Origin of the sequence: Baekduia sp., from assembly GCF_035685985.1 — a bacterium.
Classification (GTDB): Bacteria; Actinomycetota; Thermoleophilia; order Solirubrobacterales; family Solirubrobacteraceae; genus Baekduia.
In genome coordinates, this window is record NZ_DASRZV010000032.1 from 63,380 (window position 1) to 82,827 (window position 19,448).

The 19,448-nt window shown below is 74.0% G+C and carries 22 protein-coding genes and 1 riboswitch; of the genes, 9 read left to right on the top strand and 13 right to left on the bottom strand.

What is annotated here, in order from left to right:
• Positions 1-99: 99 nt before the first annotated feature.
• Genes VFG42_RS21400 through VFG42_RS21410 form a run of 3 tightly spaced genes read right to left on the bottom strand, consistent with a single transcriptional unit; the run spans position 100 to position 2,042 of the window.
• Positions 100-324 (bottom strand): hypothetical protein, encoded by a 225-nt coding sequence (locus tag VFG42_RS21400; RefSeq protein ID WP_324910842.1) that lies wholly within the window; start codon positions 322-324, stop codon positions 100-102.
• A 45-nt stretch (positions 325-369) separates the two neighbouring features.
• Positions 370-1,035: a response regulator transcription factor gene (locus VFG42_RS21405; protein ID WP_324910843.1), complete on the bottom strand. Its 666-nt coding sequence runs from the start codon at positions 1,033-1,035 to the stop codon at positions 370-372.
• Positions 1,023-2,042, bottom strand: coding sequence for a sensor histidine kinase (locus VFG42_RS21410; RefSeq protein ID WP_324910844.1), 1,020 nt, complete (start codon positions 2,040-2,042; stop codon positions 1,023-1,025). The genes VFG42_RS21405 and VFG42_RS21410 overlap by 13 nt, the downstream gene beginning before the upstream one ends.
• Before the next feature lie 217 nt (positions 2,043-2,259).
• Between VFG42_RS21410 and VFG42_RS21415 the strand changes: the two genes are divergently transcribed.
• On the top strand, positions 2,260-3,696 hold the full coding sequence (locus VFG42_RS21415; RefSeq protein WP_324910845.1) for an FAD-binding oxidoreductase: 1,437 nt from the start codon (positions 2,260-2,262) through the stop codon (positions 3,694-3,696).
• A gap of 2 nt (positions 3,697-3,698) precedes the next feature.
• On the opposite strand, the gene VFG42_RS21420 is transcribed toward VFG42_RS21415, so the two are convergent.
• Together VFG42_RS21420 and VFG42_RS21425 are read right to left on the bottom strand one after the other, a co-directional pair.
• Positions 3,699-4,520, bottom strand: coding sequence for a helix-turn-helix transcriptional regulator (locus VFG42_RS21420; RefSeq protein WP_324910846.1), 822 nt, complete (start codon positions 4,518-4,520; stop codon positions 3,699-3,701).
• A 155-nt stretch (positions 4,521-4,675) separates the two neighbouring features.
• Positions 4,676-5,215 (bottom strand): ribonuclease H, encoded by a 540-nt coding sequence (locus VFG42_RS21425; RefSeq protein ID WP_324910847.1) that lies wholly within the window; start codon positions 5,213-5,215, stop codon positions 4,676-4,678.
• A 54-nt stretch (positions 5,216-5,269) separates the two neighbouring features.
• Here VFG42_RS21425 and VFG42_RS21430 point away from each other — a divergent pair, with 54 nt between their 5' ends.
• Entirely contained in the window at positions 5,270-5,776 is a 507-nt protein-coding gene (locus tag VFG42_RS21430; RefSeq protein ID WP_324910848.1) for a cupin domain-containing protein, read from the top strand.
• 231 nt (positions 5,777-6,007) lie between these two features.
• Here the strand turns inward: VFG42_RS21430 and VFG42_RS21435 are convergent, their stop codons facing one another.
• Entirely contained in the window at positions 6,008-6,211 is a 204-nt protein-coding gene (locus VFG42_RS21435; protein ID WP_324910849.1) for a cold-shock protein, read from the bottom strand.
• A 456-nt stretch (positions 6,212-6,667) separates the two neighbouring features.
• On the bottom strand, positions 6,668-7,726 hold the full coding sequence (locus tag VFG42_RS21440; RefSeq protein WP_324910850.1) for a sigma-70 family RNA polymerase sigma factor: 1,059 nt from the start codon (positions 7,724-7,726) through the stop codon (positions 6,668-6,670).
• A 43-nt stretch (positions 7,727-7,769) separates the two neighbouring features.
• On the opposite strand from VFG42_RS21440, the gene VFG42_RS21445 reads away from it, so the two are divergent.
• The 4 genes from VFG42_RS21445 (at position 7,770) to VFG42_RS21460 (ending at position 11,430) form a co-directional block, all read left to right on the top strand.
• Positions 7,770-8,744, top strand: coding sequence for an ATP-binding cassette domain-containing protein (locus VFG42_RS21445; protein ID WP_324910851.1), 975 nt, complete (start codon positions 7,770-7,772; stop codon positions 8,742-8,744).
• A gap of 2 nt (positions 8,745-8,746) precedes the next feature.
• A complete protein-coding gene (locus VFG42_RS21450; protein WP_324910852.1) occupies positions 8,747-9,526 on the top strand; it encodes an ABC transporter permease in 780 nt (259 codons plus the stop codon).
• Complete coding sequence (locus VFG42_RS21455) at positions 9,523-10,287, top strand: ABC transporter permease (protein ID WP_324910853.1); 765 nt, start codon at positions 9,523-9,525, stop codon at positions 10,285-10,287. The genes VFG42_RS21450 and VFG42_RS21455 overlap by 4 nt, the downstream gene beginning before the upstream one ends.
• 87 nt (positions 10,288-10,374) lie before the next feature.
• Positions 10,375-10,507, top strand: a riboswitch (cyclic di-AMP (ydaO/yuaA leader).
• 8 nt (positions 10,508-10,515) lie between these two features.
• Positions 10,516-11,430, top strand: a complete 915-nt coding sequence (locus VFG42_RS21460) for a peptidoglycan-binding protein (RefSeq protein ID WP_324910854.1) — start codon at positions 10,516-10,518, stop codon at positions 11,428-11,430.
• A gap of 22 nt (positions 11,431-11,452) precedes the next feature.
• Here the strand turns inward: VFG42_RS21460 and VFG42_RS21465 are convergent, their stop codons facing one another.
• Entirely contained in the window at positions 11,453-12,148 is a 696-nt protein-coding gene (locus VFG42_RS21465; protein ID WP_324910855.1) for an SDR family NAD(P)-dependent oxidoreductase, read from the bottom strand.
• A 104-nt stretch (positions 12,149-12,252) separates the two neighbouring features.
• Here VFG42_RS21465 and VFG42_RS21470 point away from each other — a divergent pair, with 104 nt between their 5' ends.
• The 3 genes from VFG42_RS21470 to VFG42_RS21480 are packed head-to-tail and all read left to right on the top strand — an operon-like array spanning position 12,253 to position 13,913.
• The gene (locus VFG42_RS21470) at positions 12,253-13,101 is read left to right on the top strand and encodes a helix-turn-helix transcriptional regulator (RefSeq protein ID WP_324910856.1); all 849 of its coding nucleotides are present in this window, start codon (positions 12,253-12,255) and stop codon (positions 13,099-13,101) included.
• 10 nt (positions 13,102-13,111) lie between these two features.
• Positions 13,112-13,612, top strand: a complete 501-nt coding sequence (locus VFG42_RS21475) for a hypothetical protein (RefSeq protein WP_324910857.1) — start codon at positions 13,112-13,114, stop codon at positions 13,610-13,612.
• Positions 13,613-13,628: 16 nt separating this feature from the next.
• Complete coding sequence (locus VFG42_RS21480) at positions 13,629-13,913, top strand: DUF2277 domain-containing protein (protein WP_324910858.1); 285 nt, start codon at positions 13,629-13,631, stop codon at positions 13,911-13,913.
• Between the two features lie 10 nt (positions 13,914-13,923).
• Here VFG42_RS21480 and VFG42_RS21485 read toward each other — a convergent pair whose 3' ends face one another.
• The 5 genes from VFG42_RS21485 to VFG42_RS21505 all read right to left on the bottom strand — a co-directional run bounded on the left by VFG42_RS21485 (position 13,924) and on the right by VFG42_RS21505 (position 19,057).
• Positions 13,924-14,511 (bottom strand): CAP domain-containing protein, encoded by a 588-nt coding sequence (locus tag VFG42_RS21485; protein WP_324910860.1) that lies wholly within the window; start codon positions 14,509-14,511, stop codon positions 13,924-13,926.
• A 245-nt stretch (positions 14,512-14,756) separates the two neighbouring features.
• The gene (locus tag VFG42_RS21490; RefSeq protein WP_324910861.1) at positions 14,757-15,161 is read right to left on the bottom strand and encodes a hypothetical protein; all 405 of its coding nucleotides are present in this window, start codon (positions 15,159-15,161) and stop codon (positions 14,757-14,759) included.
• A gap of 163 nt (positions 15,162-15,324) precedes the next feature.
• Positions 15,325-15,963 carry a hypothetical protein gene (locus VFG42_RS21495; protein WP_324910862.1) on the bottom strand — a complete coding sequence of 213 codons (639 nt, stop codon included), beginning with the start codon at positions 15,961-15,963 and terminating at the stop codon, positions 15,325-15,327.
• Complete coding sequence (locus VFG42_RS21500) at positions 15,960-17,723, bottom strand: ABC transporter ATP-binding protein (RefSeq protein ID WP_324910863.1); 1,764 nt, start codon at positions 17,721-17,723, stop codon at positions 15,960-15,962. The genes VFG42_RS21495 and VFG42_RS21500 overlap by 4 nt, the downstream gene beginning before the upstream one ends.
• On the bottom strand, positions 17,720-19,057 hold the full coding sequence (locus VFG42_RS21505; RefSeq protein WP_324910864.1) for a glycosyltransferase family 4 protein: 1,338 nt from the start codon (positions 19,055-19,057) through the stop codon (positions 17,720-17,722). Before VFG42_RS21505 ends, VFG42_RS21500 begins: the two co-directional genes overlap by 4 nt.
• Positions 19,058-19,448: the final 391 nt, after the last annotated feature.

Genomic DNA, 19,448 nt, shown 5'->3' on the forward strand with positions numbered 1-19,448 from the left:
GAGCAGGACTACCGCAGGCAATGAGGAACCGCAAGGTCTCTTCGGCCCTGCCTGGCCGGACGGTCGGTCAGAGCACGGTGCCAGGCGGCAGGCCGGGCTTCAGCGCTTCCCGCCGACGCTCTGGCGGAACATGATCACCGACACGATCGTGACGGCGAGCGCCAGCCAGAACAGGCCCGAGCCGATCACGCCGGCGATCGACAGCACCAGCGCGACGACCGCGACGACGGCGGCGGTCCCGCCCACGACCACGGTCCGGAACGCGCGCTGCTCGCGCTTGGCGCGCGACGTGCCGGAGCCGGGACGGCGAGAGAGGTTGCTCATGGCCTACAGGATGCCACGCCGGGCGGCCGATCCGGCCTCTCCCGGTCAGCCTGCGCGCAGGAAGGTGAGCACCGCCAGCACGCGGCGGTGGTCGTCGTTGGTGGCGGGCAGGTCGAGCTTGCCGAAGATGTTCGTGACGTGCTTCTCGACGGCGCCGGGCGTCACGACCATGTGGCGCGCGATCGCCGCGTTCGTGCGGCCCTCGGCCATCAGCTCCAGGACCTCGCGCTCGCGCGGCGTCAGCGTCGACAGCGCGTCGCCGTTGCCCTCGGCGCCCTCGCCGGCGCGCTGGCGGACAAGCTCGGAGACGACCTCGCGGTCCAGCGCGGTGCCGCCGGCGGCCACGCGCTGCACGGCGTCCATGAACGAGCGGACCTCCCCCACGCGCTCCTTGAGCAGGTAGCCGACGCCGCCCTCCCCGGACTCCAGCAGCTCGGCCGTGTAGATCGGCTCGACGTACTGGCTCAAGATGAGGATGTTGAGGCCGGGTTGGCGGCGGCGCGCCTCGATCGCCGCGCGCAGGCCCTCGTCGGTGAACGTCGGCGGCAGGCGGACGTCGACGACCGCGAGGTCGGGCTTGTGCCCGGCGACGATCCGCAGGAGGCCTTCGGCGTCCTCGGCCTGGGCGACGACATCGACGTCGTGCTCGCGCAACAGCGCGACGATGCCCTCGCGCAGGAGCGCGAGGTCCTCGACGATCACCGCCCGCACGGCAGCTCCGCGTGGACCGTCGTGCCCGAGCCCTCGACGCTCGTCACCGTCAGCGTCCCGTCCAGCGCCTCGACGCGGTGGCGCAGGCCGGTGAGGCCGTTGCCGTCGGGGTCGGCCCCGCCCGGGCCGTCGTCGGAGATCTCGATCATCAGCCGGCCGTCCTGCTCGGCGAGCCGGACGTGGGCGCTCGTGCCGGGCGCGTGCTTGGCGACGTTGGTCAGCGCCTCGGAGACGACGAAGTAGGCGGCGGTCTCGACGACCGGCAGCGGGCGCTCGTGCAGCTCCTGGGCGTCGACGGTGACCGGCGTGGCGGCGCGGCGGCCGAGCGCCTCGACCGCGGCGGCCAGGCCGCGGTCGGCCAGGACCGGCGGCGCGATCCCGCGCGCGAGGTCGCGCAGCTCGCCGATCGCCGCCGAGGCCTCGGCGCGCGCCTGGCGGACCAGCTCGGCCTCCTCGGGGTGGCTGCTCAGCCGCTCCTCGGTGCGTCCGAGCAGCAGGCTCAGCGCGACCAGGCGCGCCTGCGCGCCGTCGTGCAGGTCGCGCTCGATCCGGCGCAGCTCGGCGGCCTGGACGTCCAGCGCGCCCCGGCGCGTGCGCGTCAGCTCGCCGACGCGCTCGGCCAGCTGCGCCTCGCGGCGGCTGCCGGGCAGGCGGTCGGCGTAGATCACGAGCATGTGGACGGCGAGCGCGACGCCGAGCACGAGCAGCGGCCACAGCGGCCAGAAGTCGTCGACGCCGTCGGTCGTGAAGCCCCAGACGATCACGAGGATCGAGGAGACCAGCCCCGTGACCATCCCGTGCAGGATGAACCCGTGCCGGGCGCTGCCCGGCCGGCTGAACCCGTAGCGGACGATCCCGTGGATGGCGACCGGGATGCCGACGCCGAGCCAGACCCAGGCGGGCCAGTAGTAGCCGCCGCCGGTGACCGCCCAGACGATCGACGCGACGAGGCCGGCGAGCGCCGACAGCGCCACGTGCAGCGGCAGCGCGTTGGCCTCCGGCGGCACGGCCGGGGGCGGCCCCGCCGGCTCGGGCGGCGGTGCGAAGGAAATCGAGCTGGTAGCGGTCTCGGCGTCCACGATGGGTCCTGCCGCGCCATCATCGCAAGCTCGCGCGACGAACGCGGACGGTCTGTCGTCCATCGTCGCACTTGCGTCGGTGGACAACCGGCTCGTGGGCGATTTCGCCACCCGGAGCGCCTCAGGAGCGCTACGGTCCGCGCGCATGCCGCGCCCCTGGCCCACGACCCCGCCGACCGCCGCCGAGCGTGCCGCCTACGCGGACGCGAGGAACGTCCCGTTCTGGCTCGACGACCTTCCCGAGCGCGAGCCCGACACGCCGCTGGTCGGCGTGACGGACGCGGACCTGTGCATCGTCGGCGGCGGCTACACGGGCCTGTGGGCGGCGCTGCACGCCAAGGCCGACGACCCGTCGCGCGACGTCGTCGTGCTGGAGGCCGACCGCGTCGGCTGGGGCGCGTCGGGGCGCAACGGCGGGTTCCTGATCGCGTCGCTGACGCACGGGCTCGGCAACGGGCTGGCGCGCTTCCCGGACGAGGTGGCGACGCTCGAGCGGCTCGGGCTGGAGAACTACGAGGGGCTGAAGGCGGATCTGGCGCGGCACGGGATCGACGCGCAGCTCGAGGAGACCGGCGCGATCGACGCGCTGGTGGAGCCGCACGAGGTGGCGGGCGCGCAGGAGGACGCGGAGCTGGCGCGGTCCTACGGCCACGACGTCGAGGTGCTCGACGCCGAGGCGATGCGCGCGCAGGTCGACTCCCCCACCTACCTCGGCGGGATCTGGGACCGGACCGGCGCGGCGCTCGTCCATCCCGCGAAGCTGGCCGCCGGCCTGCGCGAGGCGGCGCTGGCGGTGGGCGTGCGGCTGCACGAGCGCACGCAGGCGACGGGGCTGGAGCGTCGCGGCGGGTCGGGCGGCGGCGTGACCGTGACGGCGCCCGGCGGCGCGGTGCGGGCGCGGCGCGTGCTGCTGGCCACCAACGCGTTCCCGCCGCTGCTGGCGCGTCTGAAGGCCTACATCGTGCCGGTCTACGACTACGCCTTGATGACCGAGCCGCTGACGGCGTCCCAGAAGGCGGCGATCGGGTGGAACGGGCGCCAGGGCATCGGCGACCAAGGCAATCACTTCCACTACTACCGCCTCAGCGCCGACGACCGGATCCTGTGGGGCGGCTACGACGCGGTCTACCGCCGCGGCGGCCCGGTCGGCGCGCACCTGGAGGACCACGACCCGACGTTCGGCCGGTTGTCGCAGAACTTCTTCACGACGTTCCCGCAGCTGCGGGGGGTGCGGTTCTCGCACCGCTGGGGCGGCGCGATCGACACGTGCTCGCGGTTCAGCGTGTTCTTCGGGACCGCGATGGGCGGTCGCGTGTCCTACGCCTTGGGGTACACGGGCCTGGGCGTCTGCTCGACGCGCTTCGGCGCGCGCGTGGCGCTGGACCTCGTCGACGGCCGCGAGACCGAGGCCACCGCCTTGAAGTACGTGCGCGGCAAGCCGGTCCCGTTCCCGCCCGAGCCGCTGCGCGCCGGCGTCATCGCGCTGACCACGCGCGAGATGACGCGCGCCGACCGCAACGAGGGCCGGCGCGGCCCGTGGCTCTCGACGCTCGACCGGCTCGGGCTCGGGTTCGACTCCTAGTCCTACACCAGCGCGCGCAACACGTTGGCCGTGTGGTCGTCGGCCGGGAAGAACGCCTCGATCGACAACTCGGAGACCGTGATGTCCAGCGGCGTGCCGAACGTCGTCACGGTCGACATGAACGCCAGCTCGCCCGCGTCGTCGGCGCGGACGCGCAGCGGCACGACGATCTCGCCCGCGCGCGGGACGTGGATCTCGCCGTCGGCCTCGTCTCCGCCGGGGTACTCCGACAGCTCGGCGAGCAAGGCCTTCAACTGCGGGTCCTGCGTGGCGGTGACCTCGCGCCGCAGGCGGCCGAGCAGATGCGCGCGCCACTCGGCGAGGTTGACGATCCGCGGCGCCATGCCCTCCGGGTGCAGCGCGAGCCGCAGCGCGTTGACCGGCGGCTCGAGGAGATGCTGCGCCGCGCCCGCCGTGATCAGCGCCACGCCCGCGTTGCCGTCCACCAGCTCCCAGCGCCGGTCGACCGCGATCGCCGGAAACGGCTCGTGGGCGACCAGCAGCTTGCGGACCGCGTCGCGCACCTGGGTCAGCTCGGAGTCCTCGAGCGACGACTCCGGGTACGCCGGCGCGTAGCCCGCGGCCAGCAGCAGCTCGTTGCGCTCGCGCAACGGGACGTCGAGGTGCTCGGCCAGGCGGACGACCATCTCCCGGCTCGGCTTGGACCGCCCCGTCTCCACGAAGCTCAGGTGCCGCGTCGACACGTCGGCGGTGAGCGCCAGCTCCATCTGCGACAGGCGGCGCTGGTCGCGCCAGCGGCGCAGGAGCGCGCCGACGCCGAGCGGCGGGGACGGCGGGGAGAGCGTTGCGGCGGAGGAGGTCATCGCGCGGGACGCTACGCCGTAGGGCGCGGCGTGGCGATGACCTGGGAGGTCATGGCCACGCCGCGCGGGCCGGGTGGGATGCGGGTCGCCCAATGACTGCTATGCAGTCATTCCTCGACCCGGATCCCCCACGACGCCGGCTCCGGCGCGTCCTGCTACGCCTGCGCCTTGGCCGCCGCCACCGCGAGGCGGTCCGCCCGGTCGTTGAGCGCCTTGTGCGCGTGCTCGTCGCCGGTCTCGTGCCCGCGGACCCAGTGCCAGCGGACCTCGGCGTGCCGGCCGATCTCCTCGTCGAGGGCGACCACGAGGTCCTGGTTCTTGACCGGCGAGCCGGAGGCGGTCTTCCAGCCCTTCTTCTTCCAGCCGTGGATCCACTTCGTCATGGAGTCCAGCAGCAGCGTCGAGTCCGTGACGATGCAGACCGACGCGCCGTCGGGCAGCGATCGGAGGCCTTCCAGCGCCGCCGTGTACTCCATGCGGTTGTTGGTGGTGTGGGGCTCGCCGCCGGAGAGCTCGACGGGCTCGGCGCCGTCGGGGCCGACGACGATCGCGGCCCAGCCGCCCGGGCCGGGGTTGCCGCTGCAGGCGCCGTCGGTCCACACCAGCGCCTCGCCGGGACGGGCCTCGACGGGCGTCTCCGGCGGACGCGGGGCGCGGGCTCGACGACGGCGGTGCGGGGGTGCGGAGGAAGGCATGCGGGGTGTGACGATATGTGGAGGGGTGGACGGTGAGATGGGTAGCGTGGGCTCATGCCCGACCCCACCGAGCCCTGGTTCGTCGTCAACGCCACCGAGAAGCCCTGGGAGGCCGCGCCCGGCTGGGGCCGGTCCGTCGCCTTCGACACGCGCGACGCGCCGTTCCCCGACTACGGGATCAACATCCACGTGTTGGAGCCCGGCGAGCGCAGCACGATGTACCACGGCGAGGCCGCGCAGGAAGGGTTCTTGGTGTTGTCGGGCTCCCCCACGCTGATCGTCGAGGGCGAGGAGCGCGTCCTGAAGGCCTGGGACTACGTCCACTGCCCGGCCTGGACCCGGCACGCGTTCGCCAACGCCTCCGACGCGCCGTGCACGATCCTGATGACCGGTGCCCGGAGCGCCGGCGTGGAGCCGGACTGCGTCTACCCGGTCGACCCGGTGGCCCAGAGGCATGGCGCCGGCGTGCGGGACGAGACGCCGGACCCGAGCGTCGCCTACGCGGAGAAGCCGCGCGACGAGGAGGAGCCGTACCGGAGGGGAACCCTGCCCGGGGCGTGATCTTCACGGCCCCGGGCTCGGTCGATTCCTAGTGCGACCGCAGCGCGCCGCCGCAATGGGGGCAGGTGCTGCGGTGGCCGTGCAGCCGCGCGTCCCAGAGACGCAGGCAGCTGCCGCAGATCAGTCGGATCATGGTGATCCTTCCTGGTCGGCGCGATCAACGCGCCAAAGCCGCGGCGACGGGGCGCAAGGCGCTTCCCGTCGCGCGCGGTGCAGCGGGCTAGCGGGTGGCTAGACCGGCGAGACGTTGACCGCGTTCGGACCCTTCGGCCCGCTCTCGGCCTCGTAGGAGACCTTCGCGCCCTCGGCGAGCGTACGGAAGCCGTCGCTGTTGATCGCCGTGTGGTGCACGAACAGGTCCTTGCCCCCGTCGTCGGGGGTGATGAAGCCGAAGCCCTTCTCGTCGCTGAACCACTTCACGGTTCCGGTGGCCATCTGAAATACCTCCACATTGGTGCTCTGGTGCTGCGCGGAGGATGCTTCGAGGCAACGACTGCGGACACACGGGCACTGCTTCGCCGAGGTCTCTCCTCGGCCTGTACATCAACTAGGTTAGCAGCCTTGGCCGATCGGTCTAGTCCGATCGAGGGGCCGTCGGACTTCCGGTCAAGGTCGGTCCCGAATCGGCCGCTCGGCCTCGCTAGGATCCGTCGTCCGGCGGGCTGCCCACTGGAGCTGGGTCTCCGAGACCCGAGCCTTGGCAACGCGCCGATCCTCGGATCGGCGGTCAGTCCGGGCGCTCTGGAGTGTGATGCCGCCCAGGCAAGTTCACACTCGTCCTGGGATGTAAGAAAAAAGCGGTGGCCCATGACCGGGCGGAGGCGCTCGGACCCACGTTGGTCCGGGCGCCAGAATCCGCTCCGCGCCGGCGCCCGGCGCACACGGCAAGCTTCAGGCCGCGTCCTTCAGCGCCTCGATCTCCCGCACCGTCGACAGGTGCTCCAGCGCGCGGCGCTCCAGCGACCGCACCTCGTTCTGGCGCAGCCCCAGGCGCCGCGAGATCTCCTGGACGCCGACCGGCGCCGCCTCGCCGTCCAGCCCGTAGCGCAGCAGCACGACCGTCCGCTCGCGCTCGGGCAGCGACTCCAGCGCGTGCCGGACCGCCGACTCGCGCAGCGACACCGTGACCTCCTCCTCCGGCGCGGGCGCCGAGGACGGCAGCAGGTCCCCGAAGGCCGCGCCCTCCCCCTCGCCGACCGGGCGGTCCAGCGACGTCACCGTGCGCGCCATGTCGCGCAGCGCCTCGACGTCGCGCAGCGCCAGCTCGGCCCGCTCGGCGACCTCCGCGTCGGTCGGCTTGCGCCCCAGCTCGGTCGTCAGCTCCTTCTCGGCGCGCGCCGCCTTGCGCTCGCGCTGGAGCACGTTGGTGGGGATCCGGATCGTGCGCTCCTTGTTCTCCATGCCGCGCTGGATCGCCTGGCGGATCCAGTAGGTCGCGTAGGTGGAGAACTTGAACCCGCGGCGCCAGTCGAACTTCTCGGCCGCGCGGATCAACCCGAAGATGCCCTCCTGGATCAGGTCCAGCAAGGTCATGCCGTCGGTCGGATAGCGCTTGGCGATCGAGACGACCAACGCCAAGTTGGAGGTGATCATCCGCTCCTTGGCGGCCTCGTCGCCGTTCTCGATGCGCTTGGCCAGCTCGATCTCCTCGTCGGCGGTCAGCAGCGGATGGCGGCGGACCTCCTGCAGGAACAGCGAGAGCGCGTCGGTGGTCGTCGTCGCGATCTCGCCGTTGAGGTAGTGCGTGGCCGGCACCTCGGTCCGGCCGCAGTCGTCGGTCAGGTCGATGCCGCGCGTGCGGGCCTCGTCCTCGATCTGCCCCTGGGCCTCGTCGTCGAGATCCAGGCGCGCGACCGCCTGCGCGATGTCGGCGAAGCACAGCGACCCGGCCTCCTCGGCCTGGTCGAGGAGGGCGGTCACCGCGGTGTGCTGCGTCTCGTCCAGCTGCATCGCCCTCTGACCTACCCGTCCGGCCTCGTAGGATGCGCGACCGATGGCCGAGCGAGCGATTGAGGTGGTCGGGCTCCAGCGGGAGTTCGGCAAGGGGTTCAAGGCCGTCGACGGCATCGACCTCGCGGTCGCGCCGGGCGAGGTGTACGGGTTCCTCGGGCCCAACGGCGCGGGCAAGACCACGACGGTCCGGATGCTCGTCACGCTGCTGCGCCCGACCGGCGGGCACGCGCTCGTCGCCGGCCACGACGTCGCGCGCGAGCCCGCCGAGGTGCGTCGCCGGATCGGCGTCGCGCTGCAGGAGGCGGCGCTGGACCTGCTGATGACCGGGCGCGAGCTGATGGAGCTGCAGGCGACGCTGCACGGGATCCCGCGCAAGGCGGTCGCCGCGCGCGCCGCGGACCTGATCGAGCGCGTCGGCCTCGCGCAGGCCGGCGAGCGCCGGGTCGGGACGTACTCCGGCGGCATGCGCCGGCGCCTGGACCTCGCGATGGCGCTGATCCACGCGCCCGAGGTCCTGTTCCTCGACGAGCCGACGACCGGCCTGGACCCGACGTCGCGGACGACGCTGTGGGACGAGGTCCGGCGCCTGCGCGACGAGGGCACGACGGTCTTCCTGACCACGCAGTACCTGGAGGAGGCCGACCAGCTCGCCGACCGCGTCGGGATCATCGACCACGGCCGGATCGTCGCCGAGGGCACGCCGCAGGCGCTGAAGGCCGAGGTCGGCCGCCCGCACCTGGACATCACGCTGGCGGGCGAGGGTCCGGACGCCGAGGCCGCCGCGCGCGCCGTCGCCCCCTACGGCGAGCTGTGCGCGACCACGCCGGGCGCGCACGTCTCGCTGCGCGTGGCCGACGGCGCGGCCGCGATGGCGCCGGTCGTGCGCGCGCTGGACGACGCGGGCTTCGCGGTCGAGGGCATCGAGGTCGTCCGCCCCACGCTCGACGACGTCTTCGCCGAGAAGACCGGCCATCGCCTCGAGGGCGCCGCCACCGCGCCGGCGGCGGTCGCCTGAGCATGCGGGCGATCCTGGCGCCCTCGTGGGCGCTCGCGGCCCGGACGCTGCGCAACATCCTGCGCCGTCCCCAGTTCCTGGCGCCGCTGGTGCTGATGCCGACGTTGTTCCTGGCCATCAACACCGGCGGCCTGCACCGGACGACCGACCTGCCGGGCTTCCCGCACGTCGACGGCTTCCTGGACTTCCAGCTGGCCGGCGCGATCACGCAGTCGCTGCTGCTCGGCGGCGTCATGCAGGGCATCGGGACCGCGCTGGAGATCGAGGGCGGGTTCTTCGACCGGCTGGTCGCCGCGCCGATCCCGCGCGTGGCGATCGTGCTCGGGCGGATCCTCGCCGGCACGGCGATCGCCGCCGCGCAGGTCGTCTGGTTCCTGTTGCTGGGCGCGATCTTCGGCGTGTCGTTCCACGGCGGGCCGCTCGGGATCCTGTTGGTGATCGCGATCGGCGCGCTGGCTGGGACGGGCTTCGCCGCGCTCGGGGTGCTGATCGCGCTGCGGGCGCGCAACGCCTCGACGGTCCAGGGGATCTTCCCGCTGGTCTTCGTCGTGCTCTTCGTCTCCAGCGCGTTCTTCCCGCGCGCGCTGCTGGAGGCCCCGGCCGACTGGTTCGCGGAGTTCAACCCCTTGTCCTACGTCGCCGACGGGATGCGCGACCCGATCATCTCGGGGATCTCGGTCGGTCCGGTGCTCGAGGGCCTGGCCGCGGCGGCGGGGCTGGTGGCGGTGTTCGTCGCGCTGGCGGTCCTCGCGCTGCGCGGCCGGCTGCGGGAGGCGCGATGACGCGCTCGCTGACCGTGATCGCGGCGCTCGTGCGCCGCGCGCTCAACGAGCTGACGCGCGTGCCGGGCGCCGCGCTGCCCGGCGTCCTGGCGCCGTCGATCTTCCTGGTGGGGTTGAGCGGCGTCTTCGGCGAGGCCGCGCGGCTGCCGGGCTTCGACGCCACCGACTTCCGCACGTTCATCGTCCCTGTCGGCCTGCTGCAGGGCGCGGCGTTCACCGGCGCGGCGACCGGCGTGAACCTCGCGCGCGACATCGAGCGCGGGTGGTTCGACCGGCTGATGGTCTGCCCCGCGCCGCGCGTGACGATCCTGACCGGCGTCGTGGCCAGCGCGGCGATCCGCGCGCTGCTGCCGGCGGCGTTCCTGCTGTGCGTGGCCTTCGCGCTGGGCGTCGGCTGGCCGGGGTTCGGCGCGCTGGCGCTCGACGCCGTGCTCGTCATGGGCCTGGCGACCGCGATGGCGCTCTACGCCGTGTTGGTGGCCTTGAAGTTCAAGACCCAGCAGGCGGCGCCGCTGATGCAGACCGTCGGCTTCATGGCCGTGCTGTTCACCAGCGCCTACGCCCCGCTGGACCTGCTGGCCGGATGGATGCGCGCGATCGCCCGCGTCAACCCGGTCACGCACGTGCTCGACGGCGTCCGCCAGGGCTTCGTCGCGCACGTCACGTGGGCCGACACGTGGCCGGCGCTGCTGGCCATGGTCGGCCTCGTCGCGGCCTTCGGCGCGCTCGCCGTGCGGTCGATGCGGCGCGTGGGCGTGTAGCGCGCCATCCAGCACGGCGCGCCCCGCTTCCCATCCCTGCAACGGATCTTGCGCTGTGCAGGGATTTCGGTTGGTAGAACGACGTCGCGCCGAGCCGTTCGGGAACGAACGGACGGGGGACCCATCGCGACCGCGGCCCGGTCGCTGGGGCGAGTCGCGGTCCGGATGACCGCGTAGCGCCGTCTGTACGGCGCGAGCCCGACAGCTCACCTCGTAGGCGCCGCTCCCATGCCTGTCGCCCGAACACGCCACGTCCTGGTCCCGCTGCTCGCGGCGACCGCCATCTCGCTGCCCGCCGCCGCCGGCGCGGACGCCAAGCCCCTCAAGAAGGGCAGCCACGGCGTGCGCGTCAAGGTGCTCCAGCGCGACCTCGGCCTCTCCCCCGCCGACGGCATCTTCGGCAAGGGGACCTTCAAGGCCGTCCGCCGCTTCCAGCGCAGGCACCACCTGACCGTCGACGGCATCGTCGGCACGGTCACCTGGCGCCTGGTGCACGACTCGCGGGGCCGCGGCGCGCGCCGGTCGGGCGGCGGCGGCGGCGCGCAGGCTCGCGTGAGCACGCGCGGCTCGTCGGTCCGGCTGTTGCAGCGCGACCTCGGCATCGCCGCCGACGGCGTCTTCGGCCCCGGCACCGCGCGGGCCGTGAAGGCCTTCCAGCGCGAGCACGGGCTGGCGGCCGACGGCGTCGTCGGCCCCGGCACGTGGGCGGCGCTCGGCGTCCACGGCAGCCACCCCGTGCTGAAGCGCGCGCACCTGCGCGGTGGCGGCGTCACCGTCCCGCGCCACGTGACGCTGCTGCGCCGCGCGGTCGCGGCCGCCAACCGCATCCAGTTCAAGCCCTACATCTACGGCGGCGGCCACGGGTCGTTCAGCGCGGCCGGCTACGACTGCTCGGGCAGCGTGTCCTACGTCCTGCACGGCATGGGCCGCCTGCGCCGCCCGCTGGACTCGGGCGAGCTGATGTCCTACGGGAAGGCGGGCCGCGGCCGGTTCGTCACGGTCTACGCCAACGCGTCGCACGCGTTCATGGTCATCGAGGGGCGCCGGTACGACACGAGCGTCCGCGCCCGCGACGGCTCGCGCTGGGGCCCCGGGATGCGCTCGACGGCCGGGTACGTCGCGCGCCACCCCGCGGGCCTGTAGCTCGCCAGACGACCGCGCTCCGCTACCAGGGCACGAGGCCCTCGCGGTCCTGGAACGTCCGCGTCGGGCCGTCGGGGCCGACCTGGGCCAGCGCGACGATCGCGTCGGTGCCCTCGGCGACCGTCTGGTGCCCGCTGTGGCCGTTGAGGTCGGTGGCGGTGTAGCCGGGGTCGACGGCGTTGACGCGGAAGCCGGGAAGCGCGCGGGCGTACATGTCGGTGAGCGCGACGACGGCGGTCTTCGACGTGGGGTAGCCGAGGCTGACGACCTGGTGCTCGACGCGGCCGGGGTCGTTGGTCAGGGCCAGCGAGCCGAGGCCGCTGGCCACGTTGACGATGACCGGGTTGTCCGACCCCTCCAACAACGGCAGGAACGCGTGGGTGACGCGCACGACGCCGAAGACGTTGGTGGCGTAGGTCTCGGCGACGTCGCCGGCGGTCGTGTCGCGCGGTGCCACCCGCGGGCCGATGACGCCGGCGTTGTTGACGAGGACGTCGAGGCCGGTGCCCGCGGCGCGGACGGTGTCGACCGCGGCGGCGACCGAGGCGTCGTCGGTGACGTCGAGCCGGACGAAGCGCGCGCCGAGCGCCTCGGCGGCCCGGGCGCCGGCGGCGGCGTCGCGCGCGCCGACCCAGACGTCGTGGCCCGCGTCGATCAGCCGGCGGGCGGCCTCGTGGCCGAGGCCCTTGTTGGCGCCCGTGATCAAGGTGGTGGTCATGCCTTGCACCTTGCGCCACGCGCCGCGGCAGCGGAAGAGGACGCCGCGTCCCTGGGACCGGCAGGGCGACGATACGGCGGCGGACGTGCGCGATCATGGTGGCCATGGACGGCAACGACGAGCTGGCCGCCTGCCTGCGCACCTGGCGCGATCGCCTCTCCCCCGACGACGTCGGGCTGCCCGCCGGCGGGCGGCGCCGGGCGCCGGGGCTGCGGCGCGAGGAGCTGGCCGGGCTGGCCGGGGTGTCGGTGGACTACCTCGCGCGGCTCGAGCAGGGGCGCGCGTCGCATCCGTCGCCGTCGGTCCTGGCGCCGCTGGCCCGCGCGCTGCGCCTCAGCGACGACGAGCGCGCGCACCTCTTCCGCGTGGCCGGGCAGGCCGAGCCGACGGCCGGGACGATCAACCGGCACCTGACGCCGTCGGTGCAGCGCGTCATCGACCGGCTCGGCGACGTCCCGGTGGTGGTCATCGACGCCGCCTACGAGGTCGTGGCGGCCAACGCGCTGGCGGTCGCGCTGACCGGCGGCAAGGCCGGCCGCGACGCGCGCGGGCGCAACATCGCGTGGGCCCAGTTCACCGGCGCGCCGTCGCGGTTCGTGCGCGACGCGGAGGAGTCCGCGCGGATGGACGCCGAGGTCGTCGCCGACCTGCGCGAGGCGCGGGGCCGATATCCCGACGACGTGGTCCTGCGGGAGCTGATCGACGACCTGATCGCGGAGTCCCCGCGCTTCGCCGCGCTGTGGGAGGGCGCGCCGGTCGCGCCGCGCACGGCGTCGCGCAAGTCGATCGACCATCCCGAGGTCGGGCGGATCACCGTCGACTGCGACATCCTGCTCGTCCGCGGCAGCGACCTGCGGCTGATCGTCTACACCGCGCCGCCGGGCTCGCCCGACGCCCAGGCGCTGCGGCTGCTTGCGGCGATCGGCACGCAGTCGTTCAGCGCGCCCTCGTAGCCTGCTCGGCGTGAGCACCACGTCGTACCGAGCCGAGGTCGAGGCGATCCTGGCGGGCGCCGCGGCCGAGCGCGCCGCGCTGCTGTCGGCGGTCTCGCCGGAGCTGGCGGCGTCGCTGCCGGTCGACGCGACCGGGATCACGCAGGCGATCGAGCACCTGGCGGCGGCCGTGGAGCTGCGCGACGAGCTGCGGGCCGAGCAGGCGCTCGGGCATCGCTCGAACCCGGCGGTCCTGCACGGGCGCGTGTTCGGCCGGGCGCCGCTGTCGCCCGACACCGTGCTGGCCGCGTTCGCCGACGGCGCGCGCGTCCGCGAGGGCGTGCTCGCGCACCTGGCCGAGGCGATCGGCGGCGGCGAGCTGGCGCTGCGCGCACGGGCGGCGCTGGCCCAGAACCCGCCGCCGGAGATCGTCGCCGGGCCCGAGGCGACCGAGGCGCTGCGCGCGACCTACGCCGCCCAGGAGCGCGTGGTCGTCGATCTGGCGGCCGAGCTGGACGGGCGCGGCGCCTGACCCTACGCTGGGTCGCATGTGCCGCAACATCCGCACGCTGTACAACTTCGCGCCGCCGGCGTCCGAGGATGAGGTCCGCGCCGCGGCACTGCAGTACGTCCGCAAGGTCAGCGGGTTCACCAAGCCGTCGCAGGCCAACACGGAGGCCTTCGACCGCGCGGTCGCGGCCGTGACCGCGGCGACCGAGGAGCTGTTGGAGTCCTTGGTGACCAACGCGCCGCCGAAGGACCGCGAGGTCGAGGCCGAGAAGGCCCGCAAGCGCGCGCAGGCGCGCTACACGCTGGTCGCGAAGGCCGGCTGAGCCGGGGCGGTCAGCGGCGCGCGGCGCGGCGGGCGCTCGCGCGCTTGGCGCGCTTCTTGGCGGCCCCGCCGCCCGTGAAGTCCGTGACGTAGGTGCCGCCGTCGTCGACGCCGCCTCGCGGCGCGCCGTCGGCGATCCCGATCCCGATCTGGGTGAACGCGCCGTTGAGGATGTTGGCGCGGTGACCGGGGCTGTGCATCCAGCCATCGACGATCGACGCCGGCGTGCTCAGCGAGCCCGTCCCCCAGGCGATGTTCTCGCCCGCGGTCCAGCTGCCCGACGGCGTCCAGCCCGCGGCCTTGATGCGGTCCATGAACGTCCCGCCGCCGGGCGAGACGTGGTCGAAGAACCGTCGCGCGACCATGTCCCCCGCGAACCTGTCCGCGGCCTTGTCCAACGTCGAGGACTCGCTCAGCGACCCCAGGCCACGGCTCGTGCGCTCCTTGTTGAGCAGGCACAGCGTGGCGGAGACGGCGCCGGGCGCGCTCGCCGACACGTCGGCGTCGGGGCACGGCGCGGCGTGCGCCGCCGGGGCGGCGAGCGCCAGCACGGCGGAGGCGGCGGTCAGCGGGGCGAGCAGACGAAGCGGTCGGGGCACTGCGGGGTCCATCGGGCGCGCTTTGGCGCCGCGCGAGCCGCGCTTGACCATCCTGGACGCCTGTTCGGTCCGTCAACCGACGCATCGGTGTGCCGTTTCGCACGCGCGGACGGGGCCGAGCACGCACGCCGAGAAGGGAGGGTGGCGGCGTCCCCGGCTGTGCGGAGCCGGGGACGCTCGCCGTTTGGCCGCCATGTCCGGTCCAGCGGAGATCTGGCGACCAAGGTGCGGAAGGTGCTACGCGCTCATCCGATCAGCAGCGACGTCCGGTCGGCCGGATCGACGCGAACCGGGACCGTCGCCCCGGGCTGGAAGCTCGGGATCGCGATGCGGGAGATCGTCTGGCGGTGCGTGACCGCGTACGGCTCGGCGCCGTCAAGCGACACGGACAGGTCGAGCTCGACCGTCGGGTTGTCGTTGATGGTCATCCCGGTGTCGCGGATCGCGGCGATCGTCGCCGACCCGACGCGGCCGCTGGCCATCAGGTGCTGGGCCTTCTGGGCCTCGGCCTGCACGCTGCCGAGCACCTCGTTGGCCTGGGCGACGCCGTCGCGCATCGCGCGGAAGCCGCCGGTGACGCCGCGGTGCTCGGGAGGCGTCATCGCCTCGGCCTGCTTCTGGAGGTTGCGGATGTCCTTCAAGAACCCCATGTGGATCAATGCTCCTGTGGGTGTCGGGGAGGGAGGGCCTGCCTCCCAGAACCGCCGGGGCGTGCTCGGCTTACGCGACCGTACGGCCGCGCGGGGCGCGCGTCAGTATCAGGACGGTCTCAGTCGTCGGAGGCGGCGCGGGCCGCGCGGGCCGCGCGGTGTGTCACGGGCGCGGCGTCATGAGCGCGATCCGCGTGCCCAGCCCGGCGGCGCGGTCGAACACCGCGATCTTCCGGCCGGCCTGGACGGCGTCGCGCGGCGCGCCGAGGTGCGGGCCGAACGCGGGCGCCGCGAGGTCGGGCGCCACGAGCGTGACGCCCCAGAGGGATGCGGACCCGCCCACCCCGCCCTCTGGCCGGGGCTCGGGCGGGCCGACGACCTCCAGGACGAGGTCGGCGAAGAGGAAGAAGCCCTGGCGCAGCTCGGGCCCCGCGTCGCGGACGCGGCGCAGCTCGAAGCCCGCGGCGTCCAGCGCCTCGAACGTGCGCGTCGTGTCGGGCGTGGCCAGGACGATGTGGTCGATCGCGCCGACGCCGTTGGGATGCGGCGGCGCGGGCGCGTCGTCGCGCGGCGCAGGCCCGGCGATCGCCGTGCGCACGCCCTCCAGCGTTCCGTCGCCGTCGGGCACGGCGCCCGCCAGCGTCCAGCCGTGGAGGCCGCGCGCGCCCGGGGCCGCGGTCAGGCGCAGATCGGTCGTGCCGATCCGGACGACGTCGTCGGTGCCGACGTCGAACCCGGCGGCGCGCCAGGCGGCGGCGTCGGCCGCGACGTCGAGGCCGACGAGCCGCGGTCGATCGCTCACGCGCGCGTCTCCTGCGCCTCATGCAGCGCGGCGTAGCGGCCGCCGAGCTCCAGCAGCTCCTCGTGCGTCCCGCGCTCGGCGATCCGCCCGTCCTCCAGCACGACGATCTGGTCGGCGTCGCGGACCGTGGAGAGCCGGTGCGCGATCGCGATCGTCGTCCGGCCGGCGGCGAGGTGGTCCAGCGCGTCCTGCACCGCGCGCTCGGTCTCGTTGTCCAGCGCGCTGGTGGCCTCGTCGAGGACGAGCACCGGCGGGTTGCGCAGCACGACGCGGGCGATCGCGATCCGCTGCTTCTCGCCGCCGGAGAACCGATAGCCGCGCTCGCCGACCATCGTCTCGTAGCCGTCGGGCAGCCGCGCGATCAGGTCGTGGATCTGCGCCGCGCGCGCGGCGGACTCCAGCTCCGCGTCGGTCGCGTCGGGCCGCGCGAAGCGCAGGTTCTCGCGCACGGTCGCGTGGAAGAGGTAGGTGTCCTGCGAGACCAGGCCGACGATCCGCGCCAGCGACGCGAACGACACGTCGCGCACGTCGGTGCCGTCGATCGTCACCCGCCCGGCGCCGACGTCGTACAGACGCGCGACGAGGTAGGCGAGCGTGGTCTTGCCGCTGCCGGTCTCCCCCACGATCGCCGTGAACGACCCGGGCGGCACGGTCAGGTCGACGGTGTCGAGCGTCGGCGCGCCATCGGGGTCGTAGCCGAACGTGACGTTCTCGAAGGCGACCTCGCCGCGGACGTCGTCGCCGAGGTCGACCGGATGCTCCGCCTCCGCGAGGTCGATCGGCAGGTCGAGGTACTCGAAGATGCGGTGGAACAGCGCCAGCGAGGACTGCAGGTCGACCGACACGGACAACAACGAGCCGATCGGGAACAGCAGCCGCGTCTGGAGCGTCGTGAAGGCCACCAACGTGCCGACGCTGATCGCCGACGTCATGCCCGCGAACCAGTAGACGAGCGCGGGCATGATCGCGAACGACATCTGCACGGAGGCCATGCGCCAGCGGCCGGCCATGCGGGACCGGACCTCCAGCGAGGCCAGCTCGCGCGACTCGTCGGCGAAGCGGTCGGCCAGCTCCTCCCCGCGCCCCATCGTGCGCCCGAGCAGGATGCCGGACACGCTCAGCGACTCCTCGACCAAGGACGACATGTCGGCCACGCGGCCCTGGCGCGCGGCGGTGATCCGGCGGCGCTCGCCGCCGACGCGGCGGGTCATCCACACGAAGAACGGCAGGATCGCGAGGCTGAACGCCGCCAGCCGCCAGTCCAGCGCGAACAGGCCGACGATCGTGGCGAACACCGTGGTGACGTTGGAGACGATCGACGTCGCCGTGCTCGTCACCACCGACTGGATGCCGCCGATGTCCGACGCGATCCGCGACTGGACCTCGCCCGTGCGCGTGCGCGTGAAGAACGCGAGCGAGAGTCGCTGGAGGTGGCGGTAGACCGCGGCGCGGAGGTCGTGCATGACCTCCTGGCCGACCACGTTGGACAGGTAGGTCTGGGCGACGCCGAGCGCGCCGGTGGAGATCGCCACGGCGACCATCCCGGCCACGAGCCACGTCAGCAGCTTGGTGTTGTCGTCCGGGATCGCCTGGTCGAGGATCTGGCGCAGGAGGAACGGCTGGGCGATGCTGATCGCGGCGCTGATCGCGATCAGCGCCAGGACCGACCCGAGCGTCAGCTTGTAGGGGAGGAACAGCCGGCCGATCCGGCGCAGCTCGGAGCGGCGGCTCGCCGCCGCCGCGGTCGACGCGTCGGTCACGCGGCCGTGCCCGGGGTCGCCAGATGCCCGTCGGCCACGCCGGCGACCTCGTCGAAGAGCGCGGCCAGGTGGCCGGCGAGCGCCGGCCACGAGAAGCGGTCGGCGGCGTCGCGCCGGGCGCGGCGGCCGCGGCGACGGCGCTCGTCGGGGTCGGTCAGCGCGGCGGCGATCGCGGCGCTCAGCGCCCGCTCGTCGTCGGGCTCGACCAGCCAGCCGGTGACGCCGTCCTCGATGATCGCGGCGGGGCCGAAGCGGTTGACGGCGACCGCGGGCAGCTCGCAGGCCATGCCCTCGACGAGCACCGAGCCGAACTGCTCGCGGACCGAGGCAAGGACGTTGAGATCCGCGGCGCCGAAGAACTCGGGCAGCGCGTCGTGGCCGTGCCAGCCCGCGAGGAAGACGTTGCGGGCGCCGGAGGCGGCGATGGCGTCGGCGGGGTGCTCGCCCTCCCACTCGCCGGGGTAGCCACCGAGCAGCACCAGCGACGCGTCGGCGGGCAGGCAGCGGTCGCGCTGCGCGCCCGCCCACGCGCGGACGAGGAGCCCGAGGCGCTTGACGGCGGTGAAGCGGCTGACCGCGATCGCGACCGGGCCGCGCGTCAGCGGCGCGATCTGCGCCGGCGCGTAGCGGGCGGAGCCCTCCGGGTGGCCGGGCCGCCAGCCGCGCGGATGGTCGACGAGATGGCGCCGGTAGTGCCGGGCACGATCGACGTCCCGGCGCTCGAAGAGGTCGGGGTCGAAGCCGTTGGGCGAGACGACGCAGCGGTCGGCGCCGACGCCCAGGAGTCGCTCGACCCGCTCGACCTGCGACGGCGCGAGGACCAGCAGGCGTGCGGAGCGCCGGGCCCAGCGCCGCATGCGCCTGGACCACGCGGCGGCGTGCGGCCACGGGGCGCCGTCGGCGATGGCCTCCAACATGAGCAGCTCGGTGCCGTGCAGGTGCGTGAGGACCGGGACGTCGGGCGCGACGCGGGCCGCGGCCTCGTGGATCGGCGTCAGGTGGTGGAGGTGCAGGACGTCCGCGCTCGGCGCGTCCGCGTCGTCCAGGGCACGGGCCCAGGCGCGCACGTGCCGCTCGTAGGTGTCGTCGTCGACCGCGGCGAAGACCTGGTCCGCCGCGCCGGGCCGGTCCTCGTAGGAGGGGTGCAACGGCGCGTCGCCGGCGTCGAAGTCGACGGGCCGGAGGTCGAGGCCGTGGAAGAACTTGCGGGCGTCGCCGTGGGGTGAGCTTTCGGCACGGGACCCCGCGACGAGGGTGACGTCCCAGCCGTGCGACGGCAGGTTGGCGGCGAGGGCGCGGGCGACGTGCGCGGAGCCACCTCTTGGGAAGAACATCAGAGCGGAGAGCGCACGCACGCTCTCTGTTGTACAGCACGCTGGGATGTGGTCGGGTGGGGCGCGGGGCGTTGGTGGCGTCCGGCGCGGGCGTTTGGTGGTGGCGCGGCGCGCTGGTGGGCAAGCTCATCGAGAGGGTGAGCGTTGGGGGCGGCGCCGGCGTGGCGGGTTGTCCGTGAGCCGGGGGTTGCGACCTGCGTGGGCGTTGGTGGCGGCGGGGCCGGGGTGGGGTTGGTGGCTCTGTCATCCAGACATCACACCCGGCTCGGCTCTGCGCGGACGAGTGGCACATCGGGGTCGTCTGGCGACCCCGATGTGCCATCGATCTCGAGGGTGCGCCACACCGAGCCGGGATTCAGGTCTGGATGCGGGTCCCGCCCCCAGCGTCCCG